This window comes from Neobacillus sp. Soil_C_43 (genome assembly GCF_057656715.1).
In genome coordinates, this window is record NZ_JBDGJV010000012.1 from 65,485 (window position 1) to 86,056 (window position 20,572).

General features: G+C 40.8%; 18 protein-coding genes. 11 read left to right on the forward strand and 7 right to left on the reverse strand.

What is annotated here, in order from left to right; all coding sequences use genetic code 11:
• The 4 genes from AC3A54_RS16170 to AC3A54_RS16185 form a co-directional block, all read right to left on the reverse strand.
• A partial coding sequence (locus tag AC3A54_RS16170) for a hypothetical protein (RefSeq protein ID WP_487655225.1) occupies positions 1–984 on the reverse strand: 984 nt, incomplete at its 3' end.
• 60 nt (positions 985–1,044) lie between these two features.
• Positions 1,045–1,932 carry a hypothetical protein gene (locus AC3A54_RS16175; RefSeq protein WP_487655226.1) on the reverse strand — a complete coding sequence of 296 codons (888 nt, stop codon included), beginning with the start codon at positions 1,930–1,932 and terminating at the stop codon, positions 1,045–1,047.
• Between the two features lie 1,368 nt (positions 1,933–3,300).
• A complete protein-coding gene (locus AC3A54_RS16180) occupies positions 3,301–4,125 on the reverse strand; it encodes a hypothetical protein (protein WP_487655227.1) in 825 nt (274 codons plus the stop codon).
• Positions 4,126–4,290: 165 nt separating this feature from the next.
• Positions 4,291–5,562, reverse strand: coding sequence for an MFS transporter (locus tag AC3A54_RS16185; protein WP_487655228.1), 1,272 nt, complete (start codon positions 5,560–5,562; stop codon positions 4,291–4,293).
• 136 nt (positions 5,563–5,698) lie between these two features.
• Here AC3A54_RS16185 and AC3A54_RS16190 point away from each other — a divergent pair, with 136 nt between their 5' ends.
• The 5 genes from AC3A54_RS16190 to AC3A54_RS16210 all read left to right on the forward strand — a co-directional run bounded on the left by AC3A54_RS16190 (position 5,699) and on the right by AC3A54_RS16210 (position 13,070).
• The gene (locus tag AC3A54_RS16190; protein WP_487655229.1) at positions 5,699–6,391 is read left to right on the forward strand and encodes a response regulator; all 693 of its coding nucleotides are present in this window, start codon (positions 5,699–5,701) and stop codon (positions 6,389–6,391) included.
• A complete protein-coding gene (locus AC3A54_RS16195; RefSeq protein WP_487655230.1) occupies positions 6,388–7,386 on the forward strand; it encodes a sensor histidine kinase in 999 nt (332 codons plus the stop codon). Before AC3A54_RS16190 ends, AC3A54_RS16195 begins: the two co-directional genes overlap by 4 nt.
• Positions 7,387–7,488: 102 nt before the next feature.
• Positions 7,489–8,250: an ABC transporter ATP-binding protein gene (locus AC3A54_RS16200; RefSeq protein ID WP_487655231.1), complete on the forward strand. Its 762-nt coding sequence runs from the start codon at positions 7,489–7,491 to the stop codon at positions 8,248–8,250.
• On the forward strand, positions 8,240–10,186 hold the full coding sequence (locus tag AC3A54_RS16205; RefSeq protein WP_487655232.1) for an FtsX-like permease family protein: 1,947 nt from the start codon (positions 8,240–8,242) through the stop codon (positions 10,184–10,186). Before AC3A54_RS16200 ends, AC3A54_RS16205 begins: the two co-directional genes overlap by 11 nt.
• Positions 10,187–10,337: 151 nt before the next feature.
• Positions 10,338–13,070 (forward strand): S8 family serine peptidase, encoded by a 2,733-nt coding sequence (locus AC3A54_RS16210; protein WP_487655233.1) that lies wholly within the window; start codon positions 10,338–10,340, stop codon positions 13,068–13,070.
• A gap of 299 nt (positions 13,071–13,369) precedes the next feature.
• On the opposite strand, the gene AC3A54_RS16215 is transcribed toward AC3A54_RS16210, so the two are convergent.
• Positions 13,370–13,531: a GNAT family N-acetyltransferase gene (locus AC3A54_RS16215; protein WP_487655234.1), complete on the reverse strand. Its 162-nt coding sequence runs from the start codon at positions 13,529–13,531 to the stop codon at positions 13,370–13,372.
• Between the two features lie 246 nt (positions 13,532–13,777).
• Here AC3A54_RS16215 and AC3A54_RS16220 point away from each other — a divergent pair, with 246 nt between their 5' ends.
• From AC3A54_RS16220 to AC3A54_RS16240, 5 genes are all read left to right on the forward strand, one after another.
• Complete coding sequence (locus AC3A54_RS16220; RefSeq protein ID WP_335548337.1) at positions 13,778–14,284, forward strand: Lrp/AsnC family transcriptional regulator; 507 nt, start codon at positions 13,778–13,780, stop codon at positions 14,282–14,284.
• Positions 14,281–15,495, forward strand: a complete 1,215-nt coding sequence (locus AC3A54_RS16225) for an aminotransferase (protein WP_487655235.1) — start codon at positions 14,281–14,283, stop codon at positions 15,493–15,495. The genes AC3A54_RS16220 and AC3A54_RS16225 overlap by 4 nt, the downstream gene beginning before the upstream one ends.
• Before the next feature lie 158 nt (positions 15,496–15,653).
• Complete coding sequence (locus tag AC3A54_RS16230; RefSeq protein ID WP_487655236.1) at positions 15,654–16,148, forward strand: glutathione peroxidase; 495 nt, start codon at positions 15,654–15,656, stop codon at positions 16,146–16,148.
• Positions 16,149–16,187: 39 nt separating this feature from the next.
• Positions 16,188–16,625, forward strand: a complete 438-nt coding sequence (locus AC3A54_RS16235) for a MarR family winged helix-turn-helix transcriptional regulator (RefSeq protein WP_487655237.1) — start codon at positions 16,188–16,190, stop codon at positions 16,623–16,625.
• Between the two features lie 157 nt (positions 16,626–16,782).
• The gene (locus AC3A54_RS16240; protein WP_487655238.1) at positions 16,783–17,238 is read left to right on the forward strand and encodes a VanZ family protein; all 456 of its coding nucleotides are present in this window, start codon (positions 16,783–16,785) and stop codon (positions 17,236–17,238) included.
• Between the two features lie 37 nt (positions 17,239–17,275).
• Here the strand turns inward: AC3A54_RS16240 and AC3A54_RS16245 are convergent, their stop codons facing one another.
• Positions 17,276–17,692, reverse strand: a complete 417-nt coding sequence (locus tag AC3A54_RS16245; RefSeq protein ID WP_487655239.1) for a VOC family protein — start codon at positions 17,690–17,692, stop codon at positions 17,276–17,278.
• Between the two features lie 229 nt (positions 17,693–17,921).
• Here AC3A54_RS16245 and AC3A54_RS16250 point away from each other — a divergent pair, with 229 nt between their 5' ends.
• Positions 17,922–18,959 carry an EAL domain-containing protein gene (locus AC3A54_RS16250; RefSeq protein ID WP_487655240.1) on the forward strand — a complete coding sequence of 346 codons (1,038 nt, stop codon included), beginning with the start codon at positions 17,922–17,924 and terminating at the stop codon, positions 18,957–18,959.
• Positions 18,960–19,482: 523 nt separating this feature from the next.
• Here AC3A54_RS16250 and msrA read toward each other — a convergent pair.
• Positions 19,483–20,439 (reverse strand): peptide-methionine (S)-S-oxide reductase MsrA, encoded by a 957-nt coding sequence (msrA, locus tag AC3A54_RS16255; protein WP_487655241.1) that lies wholly within the window; start codon positions 20,437–20,439, stop codon positions 19,483–19,485.
• Positions 20,440–20,572: the final 133 nt, after the last annotated feature.

Genomic DNA, 20,572 nt, shown 5'->3' on the forward strand with positions numbered 1-20,572 from the left:
AGTTACAGCATCAGTTGACTCTTCTGCCGGTTGCTCAGTTACAACATCAGTTGACTCTTCTGCCGGTTGCTCAGTTACAGCATCAGTTGACTCTTCTGCCGGTTGCTCAGTTACAACATCAGTTGACTCTTCTGCCGGTTGCTCAGTTACAACATCAGATGCTTCTTCTTTTTCACCAGCTAATACTGCTGAGTTTGGTGCTGCATGTAATTTTGCTGTTTCACTTGCATGAGCACTTGCTTGAGACTTTGCTTTGTTAGCTGCAGAAGGATTTACTTTCTCAGCACCTTCTTCATCTTCTAAAACAGCAGCTGCTTCATCTTCGTCATTTGACTTAACAATGACATGAGTATCTTTTAACATTTTCTCAGACTTAGACTGCTCATCTTCATCTTCTTTTTCTTCCGTCTTTACTGCTGTATCCGCATCTAGATCGGCGTCTTTTTCATCCTCTTTAACTGTTACTTCTTTTTCCTCATCCTTAACAGCAGTGTCTTCCTTTTCAACATCTGCAGTTTCAGTGATTTCAGAATCAGTAGTCACAGCAGGTTCAGATGTTACCTCTGTTTGATTTTCAGAAACTTCTGGTGTAACAGGCTCTTGAACGGGAGTCTCTTCTGTTACTTCAGACTCTTCTGTCACTTTAGTTTCTTCTGCTTTTGGCTGTTCTACCTTACCATGAACCGCTGAATTAGGGGCCGCATGCATTTTCGCAGTCTCACTTGCATGTACACTCGCTTGTGATTTGCTCGCATTGCCTGTCACAGGCTTCACAGTAGCTTTCACTTCAACTTTTGGCTGTACCTTAACTTTTCCGATAGCTTTTGTGCTATTTACATTGTTTACATGAACACTGTGCTCAACCTTCGCATTTCCGTGGCCTGCCGCTTCAGTGAAATGGCCTCCTGCAAATACTCCAAAAGATACTGCTCCAGCCAATACAAGAGATTTAAATACTTTATTGTAATTTAGATAATGTTTCATTCTATTATTCGCTCCTTTTATTATGTGTTGTTCCGTTGGCTTTTAGCTGCGGGTAACCGTTTATAATAAAGGAGCTGTCTGCGGTGGTGGTGAAGGTGGAGCATTTTCCCATTGATGAATCATCCATGCAATCCGAGAATGGAATGGTTGAACAAGCTTGATGTCATAAAGATTATTCCATTCAAACCATTTATCCAACATACTTATCGTATTTAATCCCTGATTACCACGATCATTGGACTGCCCACCGGAACTATTCGTCCGTTGGCTAGAATTCCACATCTGGCTAACCTTTGGAATTTCTTCCTTACTCTCTGGGATTGGTCCCTGTTCTAGCGGTTCCTTTACAGGAGGTTCAAAACTACTTTCCTTTTTAGATAGTGGTACATATGAACCCTTTTGTTGAGATGGCAACCAATTGTCGTCTCTTTTGATTTGGGTTTTATTTATAGCCACGGCATCATTATGTAAGGAAGGTTTGTCAGAATTGACGGTACCTTTTACGGAAGCCTTCGTTTCCTGTACTACCTCACGTTTAGCTTCCTGTATAGATGCACCCTTTCCATTACCGCGAGAATTCACGCTTATCGCCGGCTTTTTTGCCTGCGGATTCACGTTCACTTTTGCCTGTACTGGCAATGCGGTTGGTTTGTGAGCAACAGCTTGTTGAGGCGTACTACTGGAGTTCTGCTGTTTAGCCCCGCCCTGATTCAATTGAGCGCTGCTTGGGACGACGATAGATTTTTCCTGGGATTTTGCGCTCTCTGCTTTTACCGGAATTGTTTTTTGTGAAGCTTGATCAGTTTTTGCAGAACTTTGGCCATGGACAAACTCTTTCGGAGTCGTTTGAAGTCCACTAGATTCATTTTTTTCTGCAAAAGCTTGATTTGGTAAAAACATAGCTGCTCCGACCATTAATCCCGTGATAAGAAAATGTCGGAAGTGCAAGATTTCACCTCCTCTCTAATAATTGTAACCTTCATGGACAACATTCGGGGTCGGAAAAAAGTTTCTGACCGTTTTCGTCACTTTACGCAAGAAACGCTTCTTTTCACCTAAAGATGCATGAATCAAATTACCCTTAATTTTGGTATTTTTTAATACCTGGAGACTATTATTGGGATTAGATGAGATTTTTTCTAACGTTCTTTTGTCGAAACTTTTATTTTTTTCTTGCATGATTTTCATTATCTTTTAGAGTTTATTTGATATGTTAAAAGGGTATATATCTATTAACGATGATTTACATAATAGAGCTATGTTGGCTAGTCCTACCGTAAAACCAGATCTGAATAGTTAAAAACCCAACATTATGACCATACTGATGAAAGCAATGATGGCACTATCAACTTTCAGGTAGGAGTGGATTTCATGGAAGAAAAGGGGAATTTTTTCGTGGGGTTAATGTGGGGGACAACTTTAAGTGTCCCACTGTGGATTGCTTTTCTCGGATGGATAAAAATAGTCATTGATTTTTTCTATACTTAAACCTTAATAAAGATGAGGCCGGACCCATGTGTTTGGGATCCGGCCTCTTTTATATTTACCTATGTACGTATACAACTAGATACTTATACTTTTAGCTGTTTTTTTCTTTGAAAAGTAGCTGTAGAGCCTGGCTACTTCTACTTTTTGCTTCTTTTTTCTGAAAAATGTAGATGTAGAGCCTGGCTACTTCTACTTTTTACTTCTTCTTTCTGAAAAAAGTAGATGTAGATCCTTCCTACTTCTACTTTTCCAGTTTCTTTTTAGGAAAAAGTAGATGTAGACACCTTCTACTTCTACTTTTTGCTTCCTCTTTCTCAAAAAAGTAGATCTAGAGCCTGGCTACTTCTACTTTTTACTTCTTCTTTCTGAAAAAAGTAGATCTAGAGCCTGGCTACTTCTACTTTTTACTTCTTCTTTCTGAAAAAAGTAGATGTAGATCCTGGCTACTTCTACTTTTTACTTCTTCTTTCTGAAAAAAGTAGATCTAGACCCTGGCTACTTCTACTTTTTACTTCTTCTTTCTGAAAAAAGTAGATCTAGAGCCTGGCTACTTCTACTTTTTGAATCTTCTTCCTGAGAAAAGTAGATCTAGAGCCTGGCTAATTCTACTTTTTGCTTCTTTTTTCTGAAAAATGTAGATCTAGAGCCTGGCTACTTCTACTTTTTGAATCTTCTTCCTGAGAAAAGTAGATCTAGAGCCTGGCTACTTCTACTTTTTACTTCTTCTTTCTGAAAAAAATAGATATAAAAAACGCCATTTCTACTTTTATCCACATTCCTTCAGTTTTTTTCCCATTACTTTTTTTCTTGGGCCACCCTGCCAACCCATTAAAGTTTTATTTTATTACTAATATACTTCACAGTTAACAATGGTATTAGAAAAGTACAAAAGCTCAGGATCGAATCTAATACGATATCATCCGTTCGAACAATACCAGTGAGTTTTAAACTTACATCAAAAGCAAGAAATACAAGAATTAATAGTAAATACCAAAAGCTTCGTGCCCTGGAAATGAGTAAAAAAGTAACAATCGTTCCGAATAGGATTCCAGTTGGACTGTTAATGTTTGTACTATGCCGATTTAACCGTTCAATCCACTCTACATGTATAGTTCTTAATCTTAATACACCATATAAAAGAACATTTAGTTGAGTATATATGACATAAAAGACAGATAGTAAGCTAAAAAAGGATATCCACTTCTTAGAATTCCAAGCTAATCCTTTCCACCAAAACTTACAAAACGGAAAAAAAGGAACAAGCAGTACAAAGGTATACCAATCTTCCCACCAATTCGCTTTAAATACTCCCAAATGTCTAAATAAGTATTCAATTCCTGTGAAGAAGCCGGCAAAAATGAAACCCCAATACCATTTACATTGGAAAGCAATGTACAAGATGGCGAAAGCGGGAAGTATTTGTGCATTCGCCAAAGCTCCCATATGGGTATCGAATTCTCCTTTTATAATTTTTGGATAGTATTTATAGGCTTTTCCCCAAGCATAAATCAAATAATCGAAAAATAAAATCCATCCTGAAACGGCAAAATATTGAACAAACAATAATCTATTTCGATATTTCCAGTAAGATAAACTTAATGCCACTATTGATAGGATAAATAAAGAAATATAAGACCAAGGCCCAACACTCAAGCAGTATTCCTCCGGTATTTATAATAGTAAACGCATAACAAACAGTATTTTTTAAAAATATTGTTCCCTAAATTTTTTCTATATTCTCCTATTCTTTTACTTGAATACAAAAAAGCAGTGTAATTCCTAATGAGAATCACACTGCTTCGAATTCCGCTCCGCGTCTTAAACCACGGCTTCCCTCCGCTGTTTCGCTTCACGGCGTTGTTCCTTGATCATGACTCCCCCAATCAAACCAATGACTGAAAAAATCACCGGAATGATAAATCCGTAATGATAGCCGACATTAGGCGGCGAAGAATGGAAATGATCTAATACCTTCCCAAAAATACCCGGCAACAGGACGGCACTTAGAAAACCACCAGTATTTGCTACCCCAGAAACCACACCGACTACCTTAATATCAAACGACTTTCGAACGACAGCAAACGTCAACGCACTCGCACCATTCCCATAGCCAATCAAAAAAAAGATCAAAACGAGCATAGAGTAGGTTGGCTTCCCGTCTAACACAAGAAACGAAGCCCAACATAACAGGACAATCAAATGAACCACAATATATGGGCGTTTGATCGATCCGACGCGGCTTGAAATCCAGCTTGTCAGCGGAGCACCCAATAAAGCACCAAACAGCCCAATCATTATGAGCTGACTGGCACCGGAACGCGTCATTCCATAGACATGCATCCCGTAAGGCACTGCCCACGAGCCGATGAAACCGACATACGTACCAACCACTCCAAAGTGACAGAGAAAAGTGGCCCATGCCTGCCGTTCTGAAAAAATACGTCGTAACAGAACGAGCGTTTTTTCGCGTTCTTTCTTTACTTTTCCAGCAGACTGACGGTCATTCTTGAACAATTGCTTTGGTTTTCTCTCCAACACATAATATAAAAGAATCCCGACAAGACATAACACAATACCTGTTGTGAAAAACGGGGGGCGCCAGCCGGCTTCAGCAATCCAGGCCGAATACGGAACGGTCGCTAACAGGAACCCAAAGCTCCCCGCCATCCCCGCAAAGCCGAGCAACTTGACAAACTCATTTACCTTAAACCACTGGCTCAAAATCAACACCAAATTGACCCATATGGTCGCATCCCCAATCCCCGCTAAAAAGCGAGCAAATAGAAGGACAAATTCATTCGGCGCTAAACTATAAATCAGCGTTCCAATACCATTAAGCAGCGCTCCAAATACTAGAAAAAAGTTAGGCCCAAAACGGTCGGACAGGATTCCAATCGGAATCTGCAGCCCTGTGTAAGCCAAAAATTGAATACTTGCTAATAATCCGATGGTGGATGCGGTCAGGTTGAAATCCTTCATTAATTGATCGGAAATCAATCCCGGGGCAGTTCGTTGGCTCACAATGATAAAGTAAGCAAATAACACCGTGGCAAAAACTACCCATCTATATTTACTATTCTGTTTTTCCAATATTCTCGTCTCCCATTTGCGATATTCAACCTATTATACACTAATTTTTCCAAATGGATGGCCAACGGAAACCTCTAGCCTACAGGAAATATTTGCTATACAATTTACCTATGTTTGAAAAAAGTTGGTGAGTAATATGTTTAAACTCTTATTAATAGAAGACGATACAACGCTATTCCAAGAAATAAAGGAGCGGTTAATCGGCTGGTCCTACGACGTGGTGGGGATTTCTGACTTTAGTAAGGTGCTTCAGGAATTTATCCAGCACAATCCAGACTTAGTCATTATTGATATCCAATTGCCTAAATTTGATGGGTTTCATTGGTGCCGAATGATTAGAGCCCATTCTAATGTGCCGATTCTATTTCTATCCTCACGTGACCATCCCACCGATATGGTGATGTCCATGCAGCTTGGTGCAGATGATTTCATTCAAAAGCCGTTCCATTTTGAGGTGCTCATTGCCAAAATACAAGCGATTCTTCGCCGTGTGTACAATTACAATACGGACCAAACGGAGCTCAAAACCTGGTGCGGGGCCACGATCGATTATCCGCGCAATACTGTCAGTAATGAAACGGGAACGGTTGAACTGACAAAGAATGAAATTTTTATTTTAAAATTGCTCATTGAGCAAAAAAATAAAATCGTCAGCCGGGATGATTTAATCAAAAGCCTATGGGATGATGAGCGCTTTGTTAGCGACAATACCTTAACCGTTAACGTGAATCGCTTACGAAAAAAGTTAGAGGAGCTTGGCCTCGGACAGTATATTGAAACAAAGGTCGGCCAGGGATACAAAGCTGTCGAAGAGGAATCCTTTTTATGATAAAACAGTTCTTAATTGAAAGGCGCAGCTGGATTTCCCTTTTTATTGTATTCCAAGGGCTTTTCCTATTTGTTGCCTCGATTGATTCTGCCATTCCGTTCACACCCATCCTCTATATGGTGTTTTTATCAAGTATTATTTTTATTCTGTTTTTGTTCCTTCGTTACCAAAGAGAAACGAAGTTTTTCAAAGGTCTGGAGGAATGGGAGAATGACTTAGATTTATTGACTTCAGCTAACAGCCCTTTTGAAAAAATGATCGAAGAAACGCTGACGAACCAGACCAAGCGGTTAAAGCAGGAAGCCTCGCAAAACCAGATGACGTTAGAAGAGGAGAAGGATGACCTTCTTGCCTGGATACATGAAGTGAAAACTCCATTAACAGCGATGCATTTAATGCTTGAACACATGAACGATGAACCATTAAAAACAAAATTAACCTATGAGTGGATACGAATTCATCACCTTCTAGACCAACAGCTGCACCAAAGACGCATTCCCTTTATGGAAAACGATTTATATATCGAGCAGACCGAATTAAAATTGATTATTTTTACAGAGATTCGTGGACTGCAATCCTGGTGTATGCAAAAAAGGATTGGCTTTGACGTTGATTTACAGGTCCCTTCTGTTCTAAGTGACAGTAAATGGCTCGCTTTTATCATAAGACAGCTGTTAACTAATGCGGTGAAATACAGCGAGGCTTCCGATATTGTCATCACGAGTTTCGAAAAGATGGGACAAACCATTCTCGAAATTCAGGACTTTGGCCGCGGGATTGACCCAAAAGATCTACCGCGCATATTTGAAAAAGGCTTTACCTCTACAATCAATCATCATGATAACAAAGCGACAGGCATGGGACTCTATCTCGCTAAAAAAGCGGCAAAACCCCTGCTGATCACGATGGCGGTTCAGTCCACACTAGGAAAAGGGTCAACCTTTACCTTACGTTTTCCAAAAAGAAACGACTTCAACAACATCATCGGCATGTGACAACATTGTCACATGCTTCTCTTATTTTGTTAGACCAATCGAAGGAAGAGAACCGCCTCTCCTTTTATAATAAGGGTATCGAATAAAGGAGTGTGTATCGGAATGACAATTCTACACGCAAGCAAAATTTATAAAAACTACGGTAATAAATTCAATAAACAAGAAGTGCTTAAAGGCATCGATTTAACTATTGAGAAAGGCGAATTCGTGAGTATTATGGGTGCGTCTGGTTCAGGAAAAACCACCCTGCTCAACGTTCTTTCCTCCATTGATCAAGTCAGTCAAGGATCCATCCAAATCGAAGGCAAAGAAATGACAACCTTAAAGGAAAAGCAACTGGCCGAATTCCGGAAACATCATTTAGGATTTATTTTTCAGGAATATAACCTACTTGATACCTTGACAGTAAAAGAAAACATCCTGTTACCCCTATCGATTGCGAAAGTATCCAAACAAGAAGCAGAGCTAAAATTTTCAGAAGTCGCCAACGAACTCGGCATTTATGATCTTAAGGATAAATACCCCAATGAAATTTCCGGCGGGCAGAAACAACGGACCTCTGCCGCCCGAGCGTTCATCCACGAACCAAGCATTATATTCGCGGATGAACCCACAGGAGCTCTCGATTCCAAATCTGCGTCCGATCTGTTAAACAAGCTAAACCAATTAAACCAAAAACGCCAAGCCACCATTGTGATGGTCACCCATGATCCTGTGGCAGCCAGTTATTGCTCCCGGGTGATTTTTATTAAAGACGGGCAGATGTTTACACAGTTGAATAAAGGAGAGCAGTCACGGCAGGCGTTCTTCAAGGATATTATGAAAACCCAAGGGGTCTTGGGCGGGGTGCAATATGAGCATTAATCAACTCATCCTTCGTAACCTGAAGAAGAACCTTACCAATTATTTTCTCTATGTGTTTGCGTTAATCTTTAGCGTTGCTCTTTATTTCTCGTTCGTCACACTGCAGTATGACCCCGCATTAGATCATACCAAAGGGACGATTAAAGGGGCGGCAGCGATTCGAGCGGGCTCCATCCTGCTTGTCGGGATTGTGAGCATCTTTGTTTTATACGCCAACAATATTTTTCTTAAACGGCGCAGTAAAGAAATTGGATTGTTTCAATTAATCGGAATGACCAAGAACAGGATTTTCCGCATTCTCAGTGCTGAGAATTTTATTCTTTACTTTGGTTCCCTCATCATCGGGATTTTTATTGGTTTTTCGATTTCTAAATTAATCATTATGATTTTATTTAAAATTACGAAGGTTGATGCGATTGCGACCCTTCATTTTTCCAGCCAGGCATTGATGCAATCCCTTTTTGTGTTTGGTGTGATTTATCTGTTCATCTTGTTGATGAATTTTGTCTTCATTAAAAGACAAACGATTTTAGCCTTATTTAGGGTCCTTTCATCGACAGAAGGGAAAGCGAAAAAGCTATCAGTGTTGGAAATGATTATGGGGACGGTTGGCATCCTCTTGATTGGGTACGGTTACTATCTATCGTCAAAGTTGTTTTCCGGCGACTTTACTGCCATGATGGAGCTATTCTTGGCGATGACAGGCATTTTGGCATCGGTTATTATCGGAACATACCTGTTTTACAAAGGAACTGTTAGTTTCCTTTTTCATCTCATTCGGAAAAAGAAAGACGGCTACCTTAAGATTCACGAGGTGCTTTCCCTTTCGTCTATCATGTTCCGGATGAAATCGAACGCTCTTTTGTTAACCATCATTACGACCGTTTCTGCCCTTGCCATTGCTTTATTGTGTCTAAGTTACATCTCCTATTATTCAGCGGAAAAAACAGCAAAAGATCAAGTGGCAGCAGACTTTTCTTTTACCGTTCCAGATGCGGCGGCACAATTTAAGGACGCACTTGAAACAAAAAATATCAAGGTTAGTGAGAATGAGATTGATGTTGTCCAAATCAACGCCAACTTAAAATCAATCATGGATTCCAATCTTGAAGGTATGAAACTGGATCCGAAGAGTATGCCGATTTCAGTCATTAGCGATCAAGAGGTAGCGGGTCTGGATGTAGGGCCAGAGGATACCGTCTTTACTGGCTATAACGATTTACTGCAAAAATTTATGACATTAAAGGACTCCGGCAAAATTGAGCTAAAAGGGAAAACAGAAGTCATTCCACAAGACTATTTAGGATTAAAGGATCTTCATCTTATCTCATGGTATTACACGAATGGCGGGCAACCTGTGGCCATTGTGGATGAAACTATTTTCGAGAGGTTACAGAAAGATGCCGATCTTTCACTACAAAAAGAATCATCTGTGTTTATTGGATTTACTTTAAAAGACGAAAACCAATTAGAAGCGGCGAACATGATCTTTAAAGACATGAAGTTTACCGAGAATCCGGGCTTTGACTCTCGTCTTGAAATGAGCAATACTCAGAAACAAACGATGGGACTTATCATGTTTATCGTCGGTTTCTTAGGATTAACATTCTTGGTTACTTCCGGTTGTATCCTGTATTTTAAACAAATGGGTGAAAGTGAAGAAGAACAGCCAAATTATACGATCTTAAGAAAGCTTGGATTTACACAGGGTGATCTAGCAAAAGGGATTACAATGAAGCAATTGTTCAGTTTCGGCATTCCGTTAGTGATAGGGCTGGTTCATAGCTACTTTGCCGTTCAGTCCGGCTGGTTCTTATTCGGAACAGAGTTATGGACACCAATGATTATCGTCATGGTTTTGTACACCGTTCTGTACTCCATTTTCGGCGTACTCTCTGTTAACTACTATAAGAAAGTTATTAAAGAAGCACTATAAACATTTTAGGGTCAGACATGGAGTCTGACCCTAATTGTGTCTAACGGGGACAGTCCCCCACTCTGTTAAAATTTTACCATTTTAAATTGCTGATATTTGTTATAAATTTAATAAATCAACATGACTAACTTACTAGAAAAGGGGTTCGCAAATGAAACCGAGCAAATGGCTGGTTACGTCTCTTTCCTTATTACTATTCTCCTCCACTTTTTCGACTATTGCTTCAGCTGATGAAAAAGAACCTCTTCCCCAAAAGAAACATGTAAGCTATCAAACAGATGAACTCATTATTAAATATAAAAATACATCCGCTGCTGCTGCTTTTAAAAAGAAACATCCCTTCAAAATTAAAAAGAAACTCCATTCCATTGGTGCGGATATTGTGAAAGTGGACGATGGAGCAAATGTTGATAGTCTAGTAAAAACATTAAAGACAGATCCCTCCGTTGCCTACGTTCAACCAAACTATAAATATACAATTGCATCTCTCCCCAATGACCCTGGATTTAGTAAACTATGGGGATTAAATAATACTGGACAGAGCATTAACGACACTTCCGAGGTAAACGATATTGATATCGACTATCCTGAAGCAATGGAGGAGTTCGCGAAAAGCGTCAATCAACAGCAGGTGATTGTTGGCGTGATTGACACAGGTATCGACTTAAACCATCCAGATTTGAAGGACAGCATTTGGACGAATCCTGCTGAAATCGCTGGTAATGGCATTGACGATGACCAAAATGGCTATATCGATGATGTTCATGGTTGGGATTTCTACCATAATGATGCTAGCACCTATGATCCGGAGGACGGGGATGACCACGGCACACATGTGGCCGGAACGATTGCGGCGAAAGCGAATAATGGCATTGGTATCACGGGGATTGCCCCTAATGTAAAAATTATGCCGATGAAGTTTATTGGACCAGATGGCTCCGGTACCACAGCGGGTGCCATCCTAGCGATTGAGTATGCCAATAAGATGGGCGTCCGAGTGACCAATAACAGCTGGGCGGGTCCTGAATATGACCAGGCTCTAAAGGATGCCATCGACAAATCTTCTATGCTTTTTGTCGCGGCGGCTGGGAACGAAGGGGTAAACAATGACCAAGTGCCTAGCTATCCTGCTAACTACGACAGTCCCAAAGTGATTTCTGTTGCAGCAATTGATTCTTCTGGCAATCTAGCAGACTTTTCAAACTACGGTGTAAACAGTGTAGATATTGCCGCACCTGGGACGGGCATCTTAAGTACAATACCAAGAAAGATAGAAGAAGGGGCAGCGGCGCAAATTTACAATAGTTCCTATCCATACAAAGCCATTTTTAACGGATTTGGCTTTGAAAATGTCTCTAGTACCGATAGACAAGCGGCCTTTCATAAGGCAGTCAGTTATCTTGGTTTAACTTCTTCTTCTAAAATATTATTGGTACAAGATGATGAATCCACGAGTGGAGGAGATAGTTTTGCGGATGTCTATATGACTCTATTAAAAAATGCGGGATTGACTTATAGCCTTAAAACAGTGGCGACCGGAGTGAATGGTCCTGATTTTACGACGCTTTCCGGCTACGATTCGGTTATTTGGTTTACCGGAAACGCCATTGGCGATGTTCTGCCAAATCTAACATCAACTGACCTTAATTCATTAGAACGTTTTTTAAAAAGTGGCAATAAAACGCTGATATTAAGTGGCCAAGATATTTTATATCAAAACGAGGATGCTTCCTTCGTTACGGATACGCTTGCGCTTACGATTAAGGCGGAGGGTGAAACAAGAGCCCGGGTTACAGGTGTAACGGGGACCGCTTATGACGGAGCCTCGTACACAGTGGGTTATGCTCCTTACGCAGACTATATTGCCAGCAACAATTCTTCGGTGACAAAGGTAAATTTGGTTTTTCCAGGGGAAACCTCCTATGCAAGTGCCTACGCGTTTGCTGATGGTACTTCAATGGCTGCCCCGCATGTTACGGGAGTAGCTGCACTAGTGGCAGGGAAATATCCTGATGTAGGACCAGAAAAATTACGAGCGATTATTCTATCATCCGGTGACAGTCTTGGCTCCTTGTCTGGGAAAATTCAAACCGGCAAAGTGGTGAATGCTTGGAAAGCTTTAACCTATAACTCTAAGCCCGTGGTAAGTGAGGTATGGGATAAGGATACCATGGTGACAGGGCAGGCGGAAGCCGGTTCAACGGTGGAAGTAAAAGCGAACGGAGCTGTTGTTGGAAGTGGTGTTTCCGATACGGATAGCCGATTTGCTATCGCGATTCCTGCACAGAAAGCAGGAGTAGAATTGGTGATTACCGCTACAGACAAAGCAGGACTGTTGAGCGAGGCAGCGATCGTAGTGGTCAAAGGGACTGCTACTGAAAAGCCGGTTGTGACCACAGTGCCAGAAAAAGGTTGGATTTTTACCAATCAGCATTGGTACTACTTTGATGATAAAGGATATTTAGTTACAGGCTGGCAAAACATTGGTGGCAAGTGGTATTACTTTGACCGTAACAATGTGATGATAACGGGGTGGATGCAATTAGGATCCACTTGGTATTATCTCCAGAGCAGTGGGGCGATGAAGACGGGCTGGCTTAAGTCCGGTTCTTCCTGGTATTTCTTAGAGAGCAGCGGTGTTATGAAGACAGGCTGGCTTAAGTCTGGTTCATCCTGGTATTTCCTTGAGAGCAGCGGTGTCATGAAGACAGGCTGGCTTAAGTCCGGTTCGTCCTGGTATTTCTTAAACGGCAGTGGCGCAATGATGATGGGCTGGGTAAAAGTCGGGTCAAGCTGGTACTACTTCTATTCTGACGGCCGCATGGCCTTCAATACAACGATTCAAGGGTATAAACTTGGTGCGAGCGGGGCTTGGGTGAAATAGTTTACTAGGAGAATGAATGGGGATGGTCGTTCATTTTTGTGACTACTGACATTTCGTTGGATATTTTGGGTTAGACAAGCATTGTTTTGGGGACTAGTTACCGTTTTCGGTAAAATTTGAGCTCTTCGGGCACTTGTCCCGACGACTAGTTACCGTTCTCTATTAAAATCGAGCTCTTCGGGCACTAGTGCCGACGACCAGTTACCGTTCCTGGGACAGTTTCAGCTTAACGGGGACTAGTTCCCCCATTACCATTTTGGAAAAGTTACACTTCATAGACAAAGCAAAAGGTATGGCAACTATTTCTCCATACCTTTTTTCATGTTACTAAACTCCTCTTTTAATATACTCATCCGTAGTCGGTCTACAAATACACCTTTGCGCAAGCGGTCCTGTCGAAGAATCCCTTCCTCCACGTACCCAATTCGTATATACGACCTTATTGCTTTTTCATTATCCATTCATCCAGGCACCATTGATACCGGTCCTCCACTTCAGACAGTCTGAGTTCTCTTAGAGTTACATGTGGTAGGTTGTCCATCATTTCTAACTCCCCCTTCATTCTTCAAAAAAATTTTACCAGATTTTTCAATAATAATAATCTTTCAAATTTTGCTACGTCTTTCTTCGAAATGAGCGTGACATCCACCAGAAAAGAGATTAAAATCATCAATAAGCGAAAAACCGAAAGTTGAGGTGGACCACACATGCGACTTAGCAGTGAGGAAATTGAAATCTTAAAAATCATAGAAGAAAACCACAAAATCTCTGTAGAAACCATTGCGTCGATGGCATTATGCAGCGAAGAAACCGTTAAAAAAACCATTGAAAAGCTGGAACAAGCGAAAATCATTATGAGCTACCCAACCTTAATTGACTGGAGCAAAGTCGAAGGCCAGGAAAATGTTGTCGCCATGATTGATGTGAAGGTTACACCTAAGCGAGGTGTTGGTTTTGATGAGGTGGCCGGCAGGATTTCCCGTTTTCCGGAAGTATCCTCTTTATATCTCATGTCAGGTGCCTACGACCTCTCCATTACAGTTGAAGGTAAGACCATGAACCAAATCGCCACCTTTGTCTCAGAAAAATTATCGACGATTGAAAATGTCGTTTCGACCACGACCCATTTCATGTTAAAAAAATACAAGCATGATGGCGTGTTGTTTAGTAGCGAAAATGAGGACAAAGATAGAAGAATGGTGGTTACACCATGAGTCTCGAGTATAATCGCTACCTTTCACATACGGCTAAAGAGCTGCAGCCCTCTGGGATACGCAAATTTTTTGACCTAGCTGCAAGTATGGAAGGTGTCATTTCCTTAGGAGTGGGGGAACCTGACTTCGTCACGCCTTGGAGCATTCGTGAAGCAGCAATTCTTTCCATCGAACAGGGCTTTACCTCCTACACGGCAAACCCTGGATTGCTAGAATTAAGGCAGGAGATTACTTCCTATCTTGGCTCACGATTTGGAGTCGATTATGACCCAACGAACCAAATCATTGTAACGATTGGAGCTAGCCAGGCGATTGATCTTGCCTTTCGGGCAATTTTAAATCAAGGCGATGAAGTACTGATTGTCGAACCTGCCTTCGTCTCCTATGCCCCATTGGTTTCCATCGCAGGAGGAAATCCGGTTGCCGTCGCTACATCACCTGAGAATGGATTTAATGTTACAGCTGATCAAATCGAAGCAGCAATTACAAATAAAACAAAAGCGATCCTACTATGTTCACCGAACAATCCGACAGGCAGCACGCTAAGCAAGGATGAGCTCATAGAAATCGCAAAGATTATTCAAAAACATGACCTCCTTGTCGTTTCAGATGAAATTTACGCTGAATTAACCTATGATGAAAGCTTTACGAGCTTTTCCTCTATCGAAGGCATGTATGAACGAACCATTTTAATCAACGGTTTTTCAAAAGGATTCGCGATGACAGGGTGGAGATTAGGCTTCTTAGCAGCCCCAAAGGAATTTGTCGAGGTCATGCTAAAGATTTTTCAATATACAACCATGTGCGCCCCAAATATGCTTCAGCACGGTGCCATTGAAGCATTAAGGAATACCTATCATGAAGTGGAATCGATGCGCAATAGCTATAGAAGAAGACGCAACTACGTGGTCCAAGCTTTGAATCAAATGGGCCTCGATTGCCATACCCCCGGTGGCGCCTTCTATGTATTTCCATCGATCCGTGCAACCGGCTTAACCTCCGAGCAATTTGCCGAAGAATTGTTGATGCAGGAAAAAGTCGCTGTTGTTCCCGGGAATGTATTTGGTGACAGCGGCGAAGGGTATATCCGTTGCAGCTACGCTAGCTCCATGTCGCAACTACAAGAAGCCCTTAAACGAATCAAACGATTTATTGAATCCCGGGGCGTGAGTCCAAAAATAGAATCTGAAGAATGTCAAACCCAAGCTTGAAGAAACAGCCCAATTCTAACTACACAGAATCTGGGCTTTTCTATTTTAATCGTTATTCTTGAAACGATTATTTAAATCGTGTAAGATTAAATCGTAAACGATTTATTATTATTACAATTAAAACTACACCCAAATGAATGTGATTGGAGGAATGAACAATGAAGACAGTCTATGATTTCACAGTTAACAAGACAAATGGTGAGAAAAAATCATTACAAGATTATGAGGGCAAGCCCTTACTAATTGTCAATACAGCGAGTAAGTGCGGGTTAACACCACAATTTACCGGCCTTCAGGAACTATATGATAAATACAAGGACAATGGATTGGAAATACTGGGCTTTCCATGCGATCAATTCAACAATCAGGAATTTGATAACATCGATGAGACCACTCAGTTTTGTCAATTAAATTATGGAGTCACCTTCCCCATCTTTGCCAAAATTGATGTAAATGGGGTCTATGCTGATCCACTGTTCAAGTATTTAAAAGATCAGAAAAAAGGTTTATTAGGTGGCATGATTAAATGGAACTTTACTAAATTCCTTGTCGACAGCAATGGTCAGGTAATTGAACGGTATGCTCCAACCACGACACCAGACAAAATCGAAGCGGATGTAGTTAAATTATTGTCCACTTCCGCATCACTTTAAAAATGACTGAGTTCAATTGATAACTAAGGTGAGATCATCATGAAAGACTTTTTAACACTGGAAAAACAACTATGTTTTGCCGTGTATGAAACGGCCAGTGAATTTAACAAACTTTATACAAGTGTACTGCAGCCATTTGGATTGACCTATCCTCAATACTTGGTTCTTTTGGTTTTATGGGAACAAGACGGACTTCTCGTGAAAGAATTAGGAGAGCGGTTAAATCTAGGTACTGGAACACTGACACCGATGATTTCTCGGATGGAAGCCAATGGCTGGCTTCGTAAACAGAGATCCAAAACAGATGAGCGTAAAGTTTATATTCATTTAGAGCAGAAAGCCTATGGAGAAAAACAACCTATTACCACAATGGTCGGGAAGGAAATTCAATCCTGTAAAATTGAACTCGATGAATACAAACAACTCATGCAGCAATTACATGTTTTATCCAACAAATTGAAGGGTCGGAAGGAGTAATCCCACTACTTTCCCACCTTAAAATGTCTCTTCTTATATCCCGGCGGCCCCGCTAGCTTGGGATATTTTTTTGTATTCATTTACGTATGTTTTTCTATCACTTATGGAAATGAATAGAAAAAGTAGTGACATAACAAAAATAAGGAAGTTGGACAACATGTTTGCAAAAGGGGTTAAAGAGCGGCAATTCAAATTAGTTCCGGTGATCATCTGGGGTTTCATATTATTGCTGCATACGTGGACCAGTAATTTAGGAGCGCTCTTACGGGATCAAGAAGTGAGTTTTACGTGGGTTGCGTCTCCAAATTTTTTATCGTTCTTTTATCTACAGGACATCGGTACAATACATCATTATTTTATAATCGTAAAAACAGGGCATTTTGTCGGTTTTGCCATATTTGATTACCTGCTTTTTAAATGGCTGAAAAATCATAAGCATTCAATGATACTCTCAATTTCTTTTGCGTTAATGACGGAGATTCTCCAGCTATATTTCGGGCGAGACGGCCGGATGTATGATTTAGTGATTGATACAATGGGGATTTACAGTGTTTATTTTCTCTTAAAATCCCACTTGCTCATAAAACAAAGTCAATTCACCAAAAGTAACTAGGAAAGCAGCAAGAATGCGGCTTTCCTTTTTCATTCAATTATTTGGGTTCCGTCGAAACCTGCCAGGTAATTCCAAACTTATCGGTAACTTGTCCATAGGCTGGACTCCAAAATGTTTCTTGCACTGGCATAATTACTTTACCGCCATCTTCTAATTTTCCGAATACTTCTTTTGCCTTTTCAACATCACTAATAGAAATGGCAATCGTTACTTGATCTCCTAGTTGATAGGGATTCCCTGGAAAGTTATCAGACAGCATAAGGTGTACATCTCCAACTTTTAATTGGGCATTTAATACACGATTTTTTGCTTCCTCAGGCATGTCGGATTTCCCAGGCATATCACCGAACGTCTGAACTGAAATGACCTTTGCATCTAACGCATGCTCATAAAATTTCACTGCTTCTTGTCCATTACCGTTTAAAACTAAATAAGGGAAAACTCCTAAAATCATGTAAGACACCTCTTCTACATAGTTTCACTATACCGAAATAGAACTTGTGTTCGTGTTTATGTTACCATAAATTTCTTATAGGCACAACAACATTTTTCCCAAATATGCCCACAAAAAACCTGCGGGTGTAAGGCACTACAAAAAGACACTCCCACTTCCAGAAAAGTAAGAAAATAGTCCTTTTTTGTCGTATAATGGATGAATACGATTTGTTAAGGGGAGAAAGTGAATGGGATGTGAAGTTTGTCTGCCAACTGCAAGGGGCTATACTGTCTATTTTGCAGAGAATGAAAGGATTTCAAAATTAACAACTTATTTCCAAAAGTTCTCTGAACAGTCTTGGAAATATATTAACGAGCGGATGTTTTGGCTACAAGAGCCGGTATTTTTTGCTGTACTTGATTATCTCGAAGTCCATATGGACCATCATCATATTTTCGCCGTATTATCTAGCTCAGTGGATCCATTAAAAAGTCTACATGAGTTGCGACCCATTCTTTCCTATAAAGAAGAACGCAATGCCAGCTGGATTGATAGATTAATAGAAAACAGCTCCATCATAACCCATTATCAACCAATAGTAAGGGTTGATAATGATACTATTCATGTTATCGGTCACGAACTTTTGTCTCGTGGACTCGATGATAATGGAGAAATCATTCCGCCTTTTAAAATGTTTGAAGCAGCGAGAATCAGAAATCGTACATTTGCATTAGACCGCGTCTGTAGAATGCAATCGATTCGAAATGCCTCCGTCGTCCAGGATAAATTAATATTTATCAATTTTATCCCAACGGCTATCTATGTCCCAGAGCACTGTCTCTCGACCACCTTTGCCTTAATCCAGCAATTGAATATTAAACCAGAACAAGTGGTGTTCGAAGTGGTCGAAACAGACGAAGTAGAGGATCTGGAGCACTTAAAATCAATCTTAAATTATTACCGGGCACATGGCTTTAAGTACGCCCTGGATGATGTGGGTGTCGGCTTCAATAACTTGGAGAAGCTTGCACAAATGGAACCGGATATTGTGAAGCTAGCCTTTGAATTTACAAACGGCGTTAGCGGGGATCCAGCGAAGCAAGAAGTAGCGCAATCCGTTTTGACCATAGCCCACAAGATGAATGCATTAGCTCTTGCCGAAGGTGTTGAATGCGAAGAAGATTTACACTTCTTAAAAGACATGGGCTACGACCTATTCCAAGGCTACTTTTTTTCCAAGCCGCAAGAACAACCAGTTGAAGTCATTGAAAAGGAATGGAAGTAGAAAAGTTCTACGTCTACTTTTCTGTTAAGAATGAAGGAAAAAGCCGAAGTAGATGGGGTCTACGTCCAATTTTCTGTTAAGAAAGAAGATAAAAGTCGAAGTAGATGGGGTCTACGTCCAATTTTCTGTTCAGAATGAAGGAGAAAGTCGAAGTAGACGGGTTCTACGTCCACTTTTCTGTTCAGAATGAAGATAAAAGTCGAAGTATAAAGGTTCTACGTCCACTTCTCTGTTCAGAATGAAGGAAAAAGTCGAAGTAGATGGGTTCTACGTCCACTTTTCTGTTAAGAAAGAAGATAAAAGTCGAAGTATATAGGTTCTACGTCCACTTCTCTGTTCAGAATGAAGGAGAAAGTCGAAGGAGAAAGGTTCTACGTCTACTTTTCTGTTAAGAAAGAAGACAAAAGTCGAAGTAGATGGGTTCTACGTCCACTTTTCTATTATGAAAGAAGATAAAAATGGAAAGTTAAATCTATATAAAAAATTCAAGCCCTGCCACCCAGGCAGGGCTTTCTAATCCAAACTATTCAAACAACCGTAAAAACTGTCCATACCCTTCTTCTATGAGCTTACTCTTCGGAACGAACCTGAGAGCAGCCGAATTAATGCAATAACGAGCACGGTCAGGTCCAGGTCCGTCATCAAACACATGGCCGAGATGAGAATCCGCCGTTTTACTCCGAACTTCAATTCGCCTCATTCCATGTGACGTATCAAACCTTTCCTCCAACTCATTCCGGCGGAGCGGTTTGGTAAAACTTGGCCAACCGCAGCCTGCATCATATTTATCCTGAGAACTAAACAGCGGTTCCCCAGAAATAATATCCACGTATATTCCCTCCTCCGTATGATTCCAAAATTCATTACGGAAGGATGGCTCTGTTGCATTCTTCCTAGTCACTTCATACTGGATTGGCGTTAACTCCTGCCTTAACTCTTCATCGCTTTTTCGTTTCTTCCAATTTTCACGAATGAACCGTGCGCGTCCGGAGCCCTCTCGATAATGGTTATAGTGGAAAGGGAATTTTTTATAATAATCCTGATGCTTTTCTTCAGCTCTGTAAAAAGGACCTGCCTGAAAGATTTCCGTCACAATCGGCTGTTGAAAGCGGCCACTATTCGCAAGCACTGCTTTAGATGCTTCCGCCTGTTTTTTTTGCTCTTCATTATGATAAAAAATTGCCGTCTTATAGGAATGCCCGCGGTCGTTAAACTGCCCGCCTGCATCGGTTGGATTAATTTGCTGCCAAAACAACTGAAGTAATTTTTCATATGGAAACACCTGTGGGTCAAAGGTAATTTGAACGGCCTCCAAATGACCGGTGGTATTGGAGCACACTTCTTCATAGGTAGGATTTTCCTTATAACCGCCAGTGTAGCCTGATAACACTTCCTTAATTCCCGGCTGCTCATCGAACGGTGCTACCATGCACCAAAAGCAACCACCTGCAAACGTGGCTAATTCCATTTTTCCAGTCATTCGATCCCACTCCTTACTCTTACATTTCAAACAGTATTTTTTTTCAAACCGAAAACCTGATAACTCCCATTAGTGTACGTCAACAACTTAAAATATAACAGAACAGCACACAAAAGGAGGATGAAGATTCATC

Excerpts from the sequence above, each read along its gene's own strand:
- AC3A54_RS16250 (WP_487655240.1), top strand. The coding sequence starts at position 17,922 with ATGGGATGTGAAGTTTGTCTGCCAACTGCAAGGGGCTATACTGTCTAT.
- AC3A54_RS16200 (WP_487655231.1), top strand. The coding sequence starts at position 7,489 with ATGACAATTCTACACGCAAGCAAAATTTATAAAAACTACGGTAATAAA.
- AC3A54_RS16245 (WP_487655239.1), bottom strand. The coding sequence starts at position 17,692 with ATGATTTTAGGAGTTTTCCCTTATTTAGTTTTAAACGGTAATGGACAA.
- msrA (WP_487655241.1), bottom strand. The coding sequence starts at position 20,439 with ATGACTGGAAAAATGGAATTAGCCACGTTTGCAGGTGGTTGCTTTTGG.
- AC3A54_RS16190 (WP_487655229.1), top strand. The coding sequence starts at position 5,699 with ATGTTTAAACTCTTATTAATAGAAGACGATACAACGCTATTCCAAGAA.
- AC3A54_RS16225 (WP_487655235.1), top strand. The coding sequence starts at position 14,281 with ATGAGTCTCGAGTATAATCGCTACCTTTCACATACGGCTAAAGAGCTG.
- AC3A54_RS16220 (WP_335548337.1), top strand. The coding sequence starts at position 13,778 with ATGCGACTTAGCAGTGAGGAAATTGAAATCTTAAAAATCATAGAAGAA.
- AC3A54_RS16215 (WP_487655234.1), bottom strand. The coding sequence starts at position 13,531 with ATGGATAATGAAAAAGCAATAAGGTCGTATATACGAATTGGGTACGTG.
- AC3A54_RS16195 (WP_487655230.1), top strand. The coding sequence starts at position 6,388 with ATGATAAAACAGTTCTTAATTGAAAGGCGCAGCTGGATTTCCCTTTTT.
- AC3A54_RS16235 (WP_487655237.1), top strand. The coding sequence starts at position 16,188 with ATGAAAGACTTTTTAACACTGGAAAAACAACTATGTTTTGCCGTGTAT.
- AC3A54_RS16210 (WP_487655233.1), top strand. The coding sequence starts at position 10,338 with ATGAAACCGAGCAAATGGCTGGTTACGTCTCTTTCCTTATTACTATTC.
- AC3A54_RS16240 (WP_487655238.1), top strand. The coding sequence starts at position 16,783 with ATGTTTGCAAAAGGGGTTAAAGAGCGGCAATTCAAATTAGTTCCGGTG.
- AC3A54_RS16230 (WP_487655236.1), top strand. The coding sequence starts at position 15,654 with ATGAAGACAGTCTATGATTTCACAGTTAACAAGACAAATGGTGAGAAA.
- AC3A54_RS16205 (WP_487655232.1), top strand. The coding sequence starts at position 8,240 with ATGAGCATTAATCAACTCATCCTTCGTAACCTGAAGAAGAACCTTACC.